The following is a 12884-nucleotide window of genomic DNA, read 5'->3' on the forward strand; positions in this document are numbered from 1 at the left end:
CCGATTCAACTTAATATAGGAAATAATTTTTCTAAAAATATTTATACAGACTTTCTGAAAATCTAAGAAAATCTAACGATCTAATTTGTACTTTTACAGTAAATCTTTAAGATACTTAAAATACTGTGCATACAAATTATTCAAGAATTATAGCTGGCACCATGACTTGGGGAAGTTGGGGAAAACAACTTTTAGCTTCACAAATGGCTGGCCTGATGCATCATTGTAAGAATGCTGGAATTACCACCTTTGATCACGCTGATATTTATGGTGGTTATACTACAGAAGCTGATTTTGGCAACGCATTCGCGCAAAGCGGAATTGATCGCGAAAGCATAGAAATTATTTCAAAATGTGGTATTCAATATGAAGCGGAAAATCGTCAGAACACCATTAAACATTATGACTATTCAGCAGATTATATAATTTGGTCAGCGGAAACTTCTTTAAAGAACTTACAAACCGATTATTTAGATCTGTTGTTATTGCACAGACCGAGTCCGTTGATGCATCCTGACGAAATTGCCAAAGCAATTGATCAACTCAAAACACAAGGAAAAATCAAAGAATTTGGCGTTTCCAACTTTACACCATCACAAATGACAATGGTGGATACAAAAAATACCATTACGGCTAATCAGATACAGTTTTCATTGACCGATTTTGACGCCATGCATAATGGAACACTCGATCATATGATTACACATTCAATCATTCCAATGGCTTGGCAACCACTTGGAAGTGTGTTTAGAGAGAAAAATGAACAAATAAATAGAATTCATACCGTTTTAGACAATCTCACAGAAAAATATAACGCAACAAAAGATCAGTTGGTCTTGGCGTGGATTTTAAAACATCCTGCTGGCATTCACCCTGTAATAGGAACCACAACGCCTGAGCGAATTACCAATGCTGTCAAAGCAACAGAAATTGAATTATCATTAGAAGATTGGTTTACACTGTTAGTAGAAAGTCAGGGACACAAAGTTCCGTAGTTTCACAATTGTTAGATATGAGTATTGAGATATTAGAATTAATTAAAATAGATTCCCGTTTTCACGGGAAATGAATATGAAAAAAACAGCTTTTATTACAGGTGCAACAAGTGGAATAGGACGTGAGATTGCACGTGAATTTGCAAAACATAGTATTCGTTTGATTCTTTGCGGACGCCGACAAGAACGTTTAGATGAATTGCAAGAAGAATTAAGTTCGCAAACAGACGTTTTTACTTTAAATTTTGATGTGCGTGCTAAAGAAAAGGTTGCAGCTGCTGTAGCTTCGTTACCAGAAAACTTTCAAACGATTGACATTTTAATCAATAATGCAGGAAATGCACATGGTTTAGATCCAATTCAAAATGGAAATTTGGACGATTGGGACGCTATGCTAGACATTAATGTAAAGGGATTATTGTATGTAAGCAATGCTATTATTCCACAAATGGTGGAACGAAAAAATGGGCATATTTTAAATATTGGCTCTACGGCTGGAAAAGAAGTCTATCCAAATGGAAATGTATATTGCGCTAGTAAACATGCTGTAGACGCACTGAATCAAGGAATGCGAATTGACTTAAATGCACATGGAATTCGCGTGGGTGCAATCAATCCTGGATTGGTAGAAACTGAATTTAGTGATGTTCGTTTTAAAGGTGATGATGATAGAGCTGATAAAGTATATCAAGGCTATCAACCATTAAAACCACAAGATATTGCAGAAATTGCATACTTTATTGTATCACGTCCTGCGCATGTAAATGTTGCTGATTTAATGGTAATGTGTACGGCGCAAGCTTCTAGTACGATTGTTAAGAAATCATAATGCATAACAGACTGTATACATTTTGGAAAGAACTCACATCTAAATATACCGATGACAGTCTATTTTTAGAACATCACTGGGAGGAAATTAGAGATACGTATAGTGAACAAAAACGTCATTATCACAACTTGAATCATATTAGTCATATGTTGCATTTTGCTTCAACTGATCAGGCTGATTTAGAAGATTATGATATGCTACAATTTGCCATTTGGTATCATGATATTGTATACAAAGCAACCAAAAGCAACAATGAATTGAAAAGTGCAAAATTTGCCAAAAATCAATTAAAAAACCTTAAAATTGATCTGAAAAGAATAGAAAATTGCACAAATTTGATCATTTCCACAAAAAAACATGAAATCATAAATGATCAAAATCAAGATAATGCCTATCTTTTGGACTGGGATTTGGCAATTTTGGCAACAGCTTGGGAAACCTATGAGTCGTATACTCAAAAAATTCGCAAAGAATATTCCATGTTTCCAAATTTCATGTATAAAAAAGGAAGAAAGAACGTATTGCAGCATTTTCTAGAGCGTCCACAAATTTATTACTCAGAAAAGTATTATGATTTGTGGGAAGCTAATGCTAGAAAAAACATTCAAAGAGAACTCACATTGTTATGATCAATAAACGCCTTTTGATTAAAAATTTACTCGCTCACAATGACGAGAATAGTTTTTATGACAAAAAGCGAAAATTGAATATTGGTGAAAAAGAAGGAAAAGCAAAGTTTCTGAAACATATTTGTGCACTTTCCAATAGCAATCCGAAAAACAATTCATTTATCGTAATTGGCGTGGAAGATGAAGACAATAAAATTGTCGGAGTCGACTTTTTTGACGATAGTAAAATTCAGAATTTAGTAAATGCGTATTTGGCAAATCCACCAATGGTACAATATGAAAACATTTACTTTTCACACTTACCTATAGGAAAAGTGGTAGGTTTAGTAACCATTCGTCCAAACGATCAAATTACCTCACTACGCAAGAATATTTGGAAATATTATGGCGGTTCCGTTTTTATGCGCGACGGCAGTATTTCTATGCCAAAAATGTTTGACATTGAAATCAAAGATGTAAATTCTGAAATTGTTCAAACCATTGAAAATAATGCACAAAACAACATAAAGTTGACATTAGACAGTGTGATTAATTTTATTAATAATGAACATGAAAATTTAGAATCACATTATCAAGTATTCAAAGAACAATTTGTGGTATGTTGGGCAGGAATCAAACAAAAAAAGAAAGACAAAATATTTTACTCCAGAGTTGATATTGAAATGATTAACGAACAAGTAAAGTTGTTTTATTCTGCGTTAGATCAAGTCGAAATCACATTTACAGAAGACGAATTCACGATTATAGAATATGTTCCGTTGGGACTTCAAGATAAATACAAATACTATCCTTTAGAGAAAAAAACCATTACATTTAAACCCAATGGAATGTACGCAATTGATAGCGATTTGATTTTTGAAGCGCCACAATTTGAGAAAAAAACCTTGCATCATATTTACAATAGTAATAATGCAATTTTAGAAAAGCTAAGTAAAAAAAATCAACTTACTGAAAACGAAGATCTCGATTTACGAAATTTACCCGCAACATATATGATTTGTTATTTAAACGGTTTTCATGAAGCAAAAAAGAAATTAACTGCTGCGAAACCTTTCTTAAAAACCTATGATAAAGACATTTACGAACTTTACAAGGCTACTATTCGAATTTTACGAAAAATAAAATACAGTTAATTTGTACTTTTGTACCATGATGCAAAACATTCGTGTAGCCGTTGACGCCGTAGTATTTGGGTATAAAGACCATCAATTGAACGTACTTCTTATCAAAAGAAAAGTCGCTCCGTTTCAAGGCTCATGGGCATTACCAGGTGGTTTGGTGTTAGAAAATGAGAGCTTAGAAACTGCCGTAGAACGTGAATTACAAGAAGAAACTAATGTAACAATTGATTATTTAGAGCAATTGTATTCGTTCGGAAAACCGAATCGTGATCCTCGAAATCGGGTAATTTCTGTAGCCTATTTTGCATTAGTAAAACCTTCACATCATGAAATAAAAGCAGACACTGACGCGCAAGATGTGGCATGGTTTCCCATCAACGAATTACCTAAACTCGCTTTTGATCACCATATAATTTTAGACAAAGCCAAGGCACGATTACGTAGTAAATTAACCTACGAACCTATTGGATTTGACTTATTATCAACCAAATTTTTATTCTCTGATTTGGAAAAATTATACATGACTATCTTAGAGAAAAAAATAGACCGTAGAAACTTCCGTAAAAAAATTATGAGTTTTGAAATTCTTGAAGAACTCGACGAAAAAGTCTCCGAAGGACGTGGAAGACCTGCAAATTTGTTCAAATTCAACAAAAAACAATACTTCAAGCTTCAAAAAGAAGGTTTCTTGTTTGATATCAAATAATTTGGGCGTGCCGTAAACGGTCTGGCTCTCGGCAGTCGCTTTTTATTCGTTCTACAGAACTCACAAAAGAGCTTCAACAAAGCCTCCATCCTTCACGCGAAAACAATACGCCATTATGAACTAAAAGTTTTAAAAACTGTTTTTCTATCACTAAATTTCTTAGTTTAAAAACTAAATTAATGTAAATTTTACACAAAATAATTTGTAAAACAAAAAAAGCATTCTATTTTTGCGTACAAATAACGCTAATATGAATTCAATTATATTTGATTTTAGACTTTATTCCTTTTGAAAAAATCATTGGAAGTCATCAAAATATAAACGATCACAATAAAAACAGAAATTATGAACTTATTAGAACGCTTACAAGGAGGAATAGTTGGAGTTGCCACAGGTGATGCCTTGGGTGTTCCAGTTGAGTTCTCGTCTAGAGATCGTTTAAAACGAAATCCTGTAAAAGACATGATGGGCTATATGTGCTGGAATCAACCACCAGGAACCTGGTCTGACGATACTTCTCTTACCTTATGCCTTACAGAAAGTTTATCGAATGGCTATGATATTGAAAATATAGGAAAAACCTTTGTAAAATGGTATCAGGAAGGATATTGGGGCGCACATTTCAAAGTGTTTGATGTTGGCGGAACAACTAAGCATTCATTAGCAAGAATTGTTAATGGTGAATCTGCATATTTTTCTGGAAATCTATTTGAAGAAGATAATGGAAATGGTTCATTAATGCGTACACTTCCGCTTGTATATTTTTTGAGAACTATTAAAAATATAGAAGAACGCTATAAAATTGTAAAAGAAGTATCATCTATTACACACGGACATTTCAGAGCAGTTTTAGCATGCTTTATATATGTAGAATATTGCTTATTATTATTGAAAGGAATTGAGAAATTTCAAGCATATATTCAAGTTAAAGAAATGGTAAATGCTTTTATCAAATCAGAAGGTTTTAATGAAAAAGAAGCAAATATTTTCCATAAAGTTTTACAAAAAGATATTTCAAAATACGATTCAGAACATATAAATGGTAGCGGTTATGTATTGCATTCGTTAGAAACTTCTTTATGGTGTTTTTTAACAACCGATTCGTATGAAACATGCGTTTTAAAAGCTGTCAACTTAGGAGAAGACACCGATACTACTGCCGCAATTGCTGGCGGATTAGCTGGATTATATTATGGCTTTAATGCCATTCCGGAAACATGGAAATTTCAATTAGCCCGTTATGATGACATTTACAATCTAATTGACCGTTTCCATGAAAGCTTACGCGATGATTGAGATGTAAATAGTTCTGGTTTAAATTGTAATATATAGCATCTCGACTGCGCTCGATGTGACATTTTTAGCACTCAAAACAAAAAGACATGAAACACACATTACAACAAATACAACAACGCTTCAACGAACAGGAGACGTTAAAATTCCTCTTTTTTTGGGGATATCAACCTTCTAAAGATGGAAGCATTACCAAAAGCTGCTTCAGTCAATGGTGGGAAGCTGAATTTATCGTAAATAAAGAAGTATATAAAACTGCTGAACACTATATGATGGCTGAAAAAGCGCGTATTTTTAACGATACTGAAATTCGAAAAGAAATTTTAACCGTACATCATCCACATGATGCTAAAAAACTAGGAAGAAAAGTCAAAAACTTTGATCCTATCATTTGGAATAAGTATAAATTCAATAGTGTTGTTGAAGGAAATTATCATAAATTTTCACAACATAAAAATTTACAACAATTTCTATGCAACACAAAAAACAGAATTTTAGTAGAAGCCAGTCCAAGAGATCGTATTTGGGGAATTGGAATGAGTCAGAACAATGAAAAAGTAAACAATCCGAACTTATGGAGAGGACAAAATTTACTAGGTTTTGCCTTAATGGAAGTTAGAGAGCAATTAACCAAAAAATAATTGTTAAGAGTCAGTTACCTTTTATGCAATGTAGTGGTTTAACTCCGCTAAAAATTTCTGAAACCTTGGAAGAAATTTAGGAGTTAAAGTACGGTTTTACTTCTTCAGGAAAAGAAGTAAAAACATCTCATAAAAGTGCCGTTTCTTTTGGTTCATTTTCTTTGGGCAAGCAAAGAAAAGAACGAATAAAACAGGAGCTAAAAGGTTATTTTTAAATTAAATAAAAAAATGAAACTCACTATACACGGATACTCAACGGCATTATATGCTACTTGGTATTTTATAGAAGAATTAGGAATATTATTTGACGCAGGCGATGGTGTTTGTTCTAGTTTATTGGGAAAAGCAGGAAAGATAAAACATGCATTTATCTCTCATGCCGATAGAGATCACTTGACAGGTTTATTACAATTCAATCAATTATTTGCAGGATTAAAACCTACGATTTACTATCCAAAAGATTCAGGTTCATTTCCGTTTTTAAAAGAGTTTTTTACCAAGTTTGATCCGCATAATACAGGAACAAATTGGCAAGAAATAGAAGATAAATCAATCATTGCTACAAAAAACACCATTCAAGTAGAAGCCATTGAAAATGGTCATGTAGTACAACCTGGTTTATTAAAAAGTCTAAGTTTTAAAGTATTTGAAACCAAACGGAAACTCAAATCGGAATTTGCGAATTTACATAAGGATGAACTCATAAATATAAAGAAAGAACGTGGAGATGGTTTTCTAACGAATGAAATCAAACGAAACATACTTTCCTATTCAGCAGATACGCCAATTGATGATTACGATCGTTATCACAATAGTGAAGTGTTGATACACGAAGCAACATTTTTAACTAAAGAAGAAACCAATACTAAAATGTGGAAAAACAAACATAGCTCATTATATGAAGTTTTTGAAATGATTGCGAATATAAACATTGATAAACTGATTTTAGGACATTTCTCATCACGATATGATCAATATGAAATAGACAACAAAATTAAAAAACACATACAGCAGTACAATATTAAAATTCCTGTATATCGAATACCTATTGGAAATACTATTAAAAACATATTGGCGCAAGAGCCAATCAATTAAAATGAAAGTACAAATTATTCAAGCTGATATTACAACCGTAAAAGTTGATGCTATTGTCAATGCTGCCAATTCATCATTGCTTGGCGGCGGCGGTGTTGATGGCGCTATTCATAGAAAAGGTGGAGCTGAAATTTTAGAAGCTTGCAAACAAATTAGAGCACAACAAGGAAACTGTAGAACTGGAAAAGCTGTCATTACAACCGCTGGGAAATTACCTTCTGGCTATGTAATTCATACAGTTGGTCCTGTTTGGAATAATGGCGGAAAAGACAAAGAAGAATTATTAGCAAATTGCTATAAAAACAGTTTGGATTTGGCAACTGAGTACAACATCAAAACCATTGCTTTTCCAAATATAAGTACTGGAATTTATAGGTTTCCAAAACAATTAGCCGCAGAAATTGCAATCAAAACGGTTGCAGCACACAAACATAAAAGTACCATTGATGAACTCTATTTCTGTTGTTTCGATCAGGAGAATTACGAGATTTATCACAAATTATTAAAAAATGAACACACATAGATTACAATTAGCACAAAAATCATTACTTGGCAATAGTATTGGTGACGCTTTTGGCGAAAGTTTCTTTGGTCCAGAAGGCGCTGTTTACAGTGCTATCCACTTTCGTGAGATTCCACAAACAAATTGGGAGTTCACAGATGATACGGTAATGGCAATTGCAATCTATACATCATTGGAAATGTTTGGGGAAATCAATCAAGATTTTATTGCGAAAGCATTCGCTAGAAACTATCATTTAGATTTTAATCGAGGTTACGGACCTGCCATGCACAGAACCATGCGTGCGATTGAAGCTGGCGAAAATTGGAAAGAGGTTTCAAAAGCAGCTTTTAGCGGAATGGGTTCTATGGGAAATGGTGGTGCAATGCGTGCAGGTTTAATCGGAGCATATTTTTATGATGATTTAAAGAAAATGAAAAAACAAGCTTTTCTATCGTCTGAAATCACACATGCAAACGAAGAAGGTTGTGTTGGCGCAATGGCTGTTGCAATTGCGACTGCGATCAATACGCAATTACTGATAGAGAATAAAACGCTTGAACCAAACGAATTTATCAAAAAAATAGTTGTTGAATTGCCAAATTGCGACACAACTTCTAAGATCAGAAAATCACTTACGGTGTTTCCAAATTATGATATTAGAACCGTAGTTTCAATTTTAGGAAATGGTGTAAAAATGATTGCGCAAGACACAGTTCCAATTTCAATTTGGATTGCAGCGCATTATCAAACAAACTTTAAAGAAGCAATTTGGAGAGCAGTTTCTGCTTTAGGCGATAGAGATACTATTTGTGCAATTGTTGGTGCAATTACCATTATGAATACAAAAGATGAAAACATTCCAGTTGACTGGAAAAACAAGGTAGAAAATTGGCGTGAAAGTCAGTTTTATCAAAAGAATTAGAACACATGAAATTAAACATACAAAACTATATAACTCAACATAACGAATGGCCACAAAACGGTCATCACATCATGGCGCAACACGATGATGAAAAAATAATCGTATATCAATCGTATCGACCAGCAATTGGGCTTTTCGCTGCAAGAAATCAATTTTTTGGCGGACCATTTAGTTTGGAACGCATGACATGGATCAAACCTAACTTTCTTTGGATGATGTATCGAAATGGTTGGGGAACGAAAGTTGGACAAGAAATTGTTTTAGCAATTCACTTAAAACGGGAGGCCTTTCAAAAATATTTGGAAAACGCCGTACATTCTTCGTTCAAACCTGAATTATACGAATCACAAGAAACATGGAAAGAAGCTGTTCAAAATTCTAATGTGCGCTTGCAATGGGATCCAGATCATGATCCATATGGCGCAAAACTAGAACGACGAGCGATTCAAATTGGTATTCGAAACGAATTCATCCGTTCGTACGCAAAAGAAGATATTATTGAAATAGAAGATATTTCTGGGTTTGTAGCCGAACAATATGAATTTGTAAAATCGAATCAACTAGATAAATTAATGATTCCTGCCGAACGGCCTTTTGTACCAGAAGGTGACGAATTGCAACGAAAATTACAATTGTTATGAAATCAAATTATCAACAAATAAGAGCGCATTTTGACGGTAAAACGATTACAGTATATCAAGCATACAATAAAAAAATTGCTGTGCCTGCCATCAAAAATAATCGTTTTGAAGCACCATTCTCTTTCAACAGAATGACTTGGATAAAGCCTTCTTTTTTATGGTTGATGGAACGTAGCAATTATGGAACAAAATCGAATCAGGAGTATATAGTAGGAATTAAACTCAAACGAGAAGCTTGGGAACACCTTTTAACTATTGGTGTATTAACACATCCTGATTTGAATATTTATAAGAGTGCCTCTCAATGGCAAGAACAATTTGACACAGCAAAAGTTCATATTCAATGGGATCCTGAACGAACCTTAAAAGGTGGAAAATTAGAAATTCGCAGCATTCAAGTTGGAATTAGTCGATTTCTAATTAATGATTTCAATGAAAAATGGATTGAACGTATTGACGATTATACACCAGTAGTTAAAAAAATAAATCAATTGCGAAAAGCAGGAAAGTACAAAGAAGCCAAACGATTGCTTCCTTCGGAAAAAATATATCCGATTCCTGCTGAAATTGGTCAAAAAATTGGAATACAATGAGTAAAAAAAATAAAAGTATTAGTAAATTTCTAAGTTATATACTTAGACACAATCCTGATAAACTAGGAATTACACTTGATGAAAACGGTTGGACTTCGGTTGTCGTTTTACTTAAAAAAATAAACGTAGCACCCTATTCGCTTTCCATGGAGGAATTAGAATATGTGGTTGCCACGAATAATAAAAAACGTTTTACTTTCAATGAAGATAAAACAATGATTAGAGCAAGTCAAGGACATTCTGTGAATATCGATTTAGGAATTCAACCTAAAAAACCACCAAGCTATCTATATCATGGAACAGTTGAAAAGTTTATCACATCCATTCAAGATAAAGGACTCATTAAAGGCACACGGCAACATGTGCATTTGAGCGAAGATAAAGAAACTGCCACCAATGTAGGAAGCAGGCGCGGAAAACCAATCATTTTAACTATTAAAAGTGGTGAAATGTATGCGCAGAATTATACATTCTATCAATCGGAAAATGGTGTTTGGTTAACAGATAAAGTACCAACAAAGTTTATTGAATTCTGACGTTATTCTGAATTTGATTTAGAATCACACATGAAACCAATTTATATATCAAAATCATGGAAAAACTAGAAGATCACGTATACGTTGTTCCCAACCTTTTATCGCATGAAGAATGTGATGAAATGGTTCTCATAAGTGAAAAAATAGGTTATAAAGAAGCCAAAGTAAATATGCATGGAAAGCAAGTATTAATGACGATGGTTCGAAACAACTTACGTGTCATGTATAAAGATGAAGTATATGCCAATATACTTTGGGAAAAAGTAAAAACATATGTTCCACAACAAATAGGATATAGTTATGCTTTTGGTTTAAACGAAATGCTACGATTCTATAAATATGAAGAAGGACATCGATTTAAAATGCACAGAGACGGAAGCTATCGCAGAAACGATACAGAAGCGAGTCAATATAGCTTTTTAATCTATTTAAACGATGATTTTGAAGGAGGAGAAACTGTGTTCCGATCCGGAACAACGATTCGCCCTAAAAAAGGAAGTGCGCTATTATTTTTACACGGTTTACGCCATGAAGGTGCCGTTTTAAAAAACGGGACAAAATACGTACTTCGAACAGATATTATGTACAGATTAAATTCCTAAAAAAGGAATCATGGAAAATTTAAAAGAAATATTGAAAGAGAACTTTCAAAAAGAAAAAAGAAATAAAATCACATTTTTAACAGGCGCAGGATTGTCTGCAGCAAGCGGAATTCCAACATACAGAGGTTCGGACGGAATCTGGGTAAAAGGAACTAAATTCCACAAACCAGAAGAATTTGGAACCTTTAAATATTTTAGTAAAAATCAGGAAGAGGTTTGGCAATTTAATTTATTCCGAAAAGGAATGTTTGAAAAAGCACTACCAAATGATTCGCATACATTATTGGCAGATATTGAAAAACTAATTCCAGAAGATTTCTCAATCATCACACAAAATATTGACGGATTGCATCAACGTGGTGGCAATTCTGGAAACAAAGTATTTGAAATTCATGGAAACATGCGAACGGTTCGTTGTTCTTTGGAATGTTCTAAAGCTATATATCTATACCCTAAATACATTGTAATTGATCGTATTGATGAGGAATTGACAGATAAAACTTGGGAAAAGCTCGAATGTCCAAAATGCGGCGCGGTTTTACGTCCAAATATTTTATGGTTTGACGAATACTACAATGAACGTTTATACAAAGTAGATTCTACTTTAAGAATTGCTAAAAACACTGGTGTTTTAGTCGTAATTGGAACTTCGGGAGCAACGTCATTGCCTTTGGCATTAGTAAAGCAAACTCTTAATTATGGTGGTTACGTATTAGATGTTAATTTGGAAAACAATAATATTACAAAACTTACTGAAAATAAAAAAAGAGCCATTCCATTTCGAATGACAAGCGATGCATTTTTAAATGAGTTTTATAGTATTTTAAAAGGTCACATGTAATAGTTTATGATTGAAAATATTGTTATAAATCAATTTAAAGGAAGTATTCTATTAGGTGCTATTGGAGATGCTTGGGGAAGTGCTTACGAAAATCAAACACTTCCTGATGAAAAGGCCTTTCATCTTTTTAAAGAACCAAAAAAAACTAAAATTTGGCAATTTACAGATGATACGCAACTTACCTTAGCAACATGCGAAGCTATTTTGGAAGATCCAACTGTGGCTCCGAAAACATTGGTTACGTATTTTCTAAAATATTACAATGAAAATCGCATCAATGGAATCGGAGCTTCTACGTTGAAAGCCTTACAAGAATTAAATGCAGGATCTCATTGGAGTCAAACAGGAAGAAAAGGAGAATTTGCTGCAGGAAATGGAAGTGCAATGCGAATAGCTCCTGTAGCCTTTTTAAAAAACATTTCTAGAGAAAGAATCAGAGAGATAAGCTATATTACTCATCAAAATGAAGAAGCTTATGTTGGCGCTTTAGCTATTGTTTTATGCATCAAAGAAATGATAGTAAATTCTTGGCAGCATAGTTCTTTACTTGAATGCATCATCCCACAATTACCAGATACAAATGTAAAAGATCGATTATTACTATTACACAAGTTAGAGCACAAATCAATTACCAATATTGGCGAACTTGGAAATAATGGCTATGTAGTAAATTCGATTCCATTAGCAATTTTTGCAGCTCAAAAAATAAAAACACAATCTGTAACAAGTATTTTTGAAGAATTAATAGCTGTTGGTGGAGATACTGATACAAATTGTTCCATTGCTGGTCAAATAATGGGTGCTTTTATAGGTATTAATAGTATTCCAATAGCGCTAAAAGACAAAATAATATCACTTTCAGGTTATAGTAGTTTAGATGAAATTATTAATAAGTTATCAAATATCAATTAATTCTAGATTCGTTAAATTAAATA

The 12884-nt window shown here is 33.4% G+C and carries 16 protein-coding genes; all 16 read left to right on the plus strand.

The features are described from left to right. The first annotated feature begins 125 nt into the window (after positions 1–125). The gene (locus Q0828_RS02975) at positions 126–995 is read left to right on the plus strand and encodes an aldo/keto reductase (RefSeq protein WP_298417539.1); all 870 of its coding nucleotides are present in this window, start codon (positions 126–128) and stop codon (positions 993–995) included. 76 nt (positions 996–1071) lie between these two features. Then, positions 1072–1824, plus strand: coding sequence for an SDR family NAD(P)-dependent oxidoreductase (locus Q0828_RS02980; protein ID WP_298417541.1), 753 nt, complete (start codon positions 1072–1074; stop codon positions 1822–1824). Continuing rightward, positions 1824–2453 (plus strand): hypothetical protein, encoded by a 630-nt coding sequence (locus tag Q0828_RS02985; RefSeq protein WP_298417543.1) that lies wholly within the window; start codon positions 1824–1826, stop codon positions 2451–2453. The genes Q0828_RS02980 and Q0828_RS02985 overlap by 1 nt, the downstream gene beginning before the upstream one ends. Further along, positions 2450–3586, plus strand: coding sequence for an ATP-binding protein (locus tag Q0828_RS02990; protein ID WP_298417545.1), 1137 nt, complete (start codon positions 2450–2452; stop codon positions 3584–3586). The genes Q0828_RS02985 and Q0828_RS02990 overlap by 4 nt, the downstream gene beginning before the upstream one ends. 19 nt (positions 3587–3605) lie before the next feature. Then, the gene (locus Q0828_RS02995) at positions 3606–4280 is read left to right on the plus strand and encodes an NUDIX domain-containing protein (protein WP_298418213.1); all 675 of its coding nucleotides are present in this window, start codon (positions 3606–3608) and stop codon (positions 4278–4280) included. A 345-nt stretch (positions 4281–4625) separates the two neighbouring features. Next, complete coding sequence (locus Q0828_RS03000; RefSeq protein WP_298417547.1) at positions 4626–5576, plus strand: ADP-ribosylglycohydrolase family protein; 951 nt, start codon at positions 4626–4628, stop codon at positions 5574–5576. A gap of 86 nt (positions 5577–5662) precedes the next feature. Continuing rightward, positions 5663–6214, plus strand: a complete 552-nt coding sequence (locus Q0828_RS03005) for an NADAR family protein (RefSeq protein WP_298417549.1) — start codon at positions 5663–5665, stop codon at positions 6212–6214. 228 nt (positions 6215–6442) lie between these two features. Then, the gene (locus Q0828_RS03010; protein ID WP_298417551.1) at positions 6443–7309 is read left to right on the plus strand and encodes an MBL fold metallo-hydrolase; all 867 of its coding nucleotides are present in this window, start codon (positions 6443–6445) and stop codon (positions 7307–7309) included. Position 7310: 1 nt separating this feature from the next. After that, complete coding sequence (locus Q0828_RS03015) at positions 7311–7832, plus strand: O-acetyl-ADP-ribose deacetylase (RefSeq protein WP_298417553.1); 522 nt, start codon at positions 7311–7313, stop codon at positions 7830–7832. Next, the gene (locus Q0828_RS03020; protein WP_298417555.1) at positions 7819–8736 is read left to right on the plus strand and encodes an ADP-ribosylglycohydrolase family protein; all 918 of its coding nucleotides are present in this window, start codon (positions 7819–7821) and stop codon (positions 8734–8736) included. The genes Q0828_RS03015 and Q0828_RS03020 overlap by 14 nt, the downstream gene beginning before the upstream one ends. Positions 8737–8741: 5 nt before the next feature. Further along, positions 8742–9377, plus strand: coding sequence for a DUF4291 domain-containing protein (locus tag Q0828_RS03025; RefSeq protein WP_298417557.1), 636 nt, complete (start codon positions 8742–8744; stop codon positions 9375–9377). Then, on the plus strand, positions 9374–9970 hold the full coding sequence (locus Q0828_RS03030) for a DUF4291 domain-containing protein (protein ID WP_298417559.1): 597 nt from the start codon (positions 9374–9376) through the stop codon (positions 9968–9970). Before Q0828_RS03025 ends, Q0828_RS03030 begins: the two co-directional genes overlap by 4 nt. Further along, on the plus strand, positions 9967–10506 hold the full coding sequence (locus Q0828_RS03035; RefSeq protein ID WP_298417561.1) for an RNA 2'-phosphotransferase: 540 nt from the start codon (positions 9967–9969) through the stop codon (positions 10504–10506). The genes Q0828_RS03030 and Q0828_RS03035 overlap by 4 nt, the downstream gene beginning before the upstream one ends. Positions 10507–10562: 56 nt before the next feature. Next, entirely contained in the window at positions 10563–11108 is a 546-nt protein-coding gene (locus tag Q0828_RS03040) for a 2OG-Fe(II) oxygenase (protein WP_298417563.1), read from the plus strand. 10 nt (positions 11109–11118) lie between these two features. Beyond that, a complete protein-coding gene (locus Q0828_RS03045) occupies positions 11119–11949 on the plus strand; it encodes a Sir2 family NAD-dependent protein deacetylase (RefSeq protein ID WP_298417565.1) in 831 nt (276 codons plus the stop codon). A 6-nt stretch (positions 11950–11955) separates the two neighbouring features. After that, a complete protein-coding gene (locus Q0828_RS03050) occupies positions 11956–12861 on the plus strand; it encodes an ADP-ribosylglycohydrolase family protein (RefSeq protein ID WP_298417567.1) in 906 nt (301 codons plus the stop codon). The last annotated feature ends 23 nt before the right edge of the window (positions 12862–12884 follow it).

Origin of the sequence: uncultured Kordia sp., assembly GCF_947496985.1 — a bacterium.
In the GTDB taxonomy this organism is placed as follows: Bacteria; Bacteroidota; Bacteroidia; order Flavobacteriales; family Flavobacteriaceae; genus Kordia.

Bases quoted from the DNA above. Each gene is read 5' to 3' on its own strand.
- Q0828_RS03015 (WP_298417553.1), top strand. From the start codon at position 7,311: ATGAAAGTACAAATTATTCAAGCTGATATTACAACCGTAAAAGTTGAT.
- Q0828_RS02990 (WP_298417545.1), top strand. From the start codon at position 2,450: ATGATCAATAAACGCCTTTTGATTAAAAATTTACTCGCTCACAATGAC.
- Q0828_RS02980 (WP_298417541.1), top strand. From the start codon at position 1,072: ATGAAAAAAACAGCTTTTATTACAGGTGCAACAAGTGGAATAGGACGT.
- Q0828_RS03025 (WP_298417557.1), top strand. From the start codon at position 8,742: ATGAAATTAAACATACAAAACTATATAACTCAACATAACGAATGGCCA.
- Q0828_RS03010 (WP_298417551.1), top strand. From the start codon at position 6,443: ATGAAACTCACTATACACGGATACTCAACGGCATTATATGCTACTTGG.
- Q0828_RS03020 (WP_298417555.1), top strand. From the start codon at position 7,819: ATGAACACACATAGATTACAATTAGCACAAAAATCATTACTTGGCAAT.
- Q0828_RS03040 (WP_298417563.1), top strand. From the start codon at position 10,563: ATGGAAAAACTAGAAGATCACGTATACGTTGTTCCCAACCTTTTATCG.
- Q0828_RS03005 (WP_298417549.1), top strand. From the start codon at position 5,663: ATGAAACACACATTACAACAAATACAACAACGCTTCAACGAACAGGAG.
- Q0828_RS03045 (WP_298417565.1), top strand. From the start codon at position 11,119: ATGGAAAATTTAAAAGAAATATTGAAAGAGAACTTTCAAAAAGAAAAA.
- Q0828_RS03035 (WP_298417561.1), top strand. From the start codon at position 9,967: ATGAGTAAAAAAAATAAAAGTATTAGTAAATTTCTAAGTTATATACTT.
- Q0828_RS03000 (WP_298417547.1), top strand. From the start codon at position 4,626: ATGAACTTATTAGAACGCTTACAAGGAGGAATAGTTGGAGTTGCCACA.
- Q0828_RS03030 (WP_298417559.1), top strand. From the start codon at position 9,374: ATGAAATCAAATTATCAACAAATAAGAGCGCATTTTGACGGTAAAACG.
- Q0828_RS02995 (WP_298418213.1), top strand. From the start codon at position 3,606: ATGCAAAACATTCGTGTAGCCGTTGACGCCGTAGTATTTGGGTATAAA.
- Q0828_RS03050 (WP_298417567.1), top strand. From the start codon at position 11,956: ATGATTGAAAATATTGTTATAAATCAATTTAAAGGAAGTATTCTATTA.
- Q0828_RS02985 (WP_298417543.1), top strand. From the start codon at position 1,824: ATGCATAACAGACTGTATACATTTTGGAAAGAACTCACATCTAAATAT.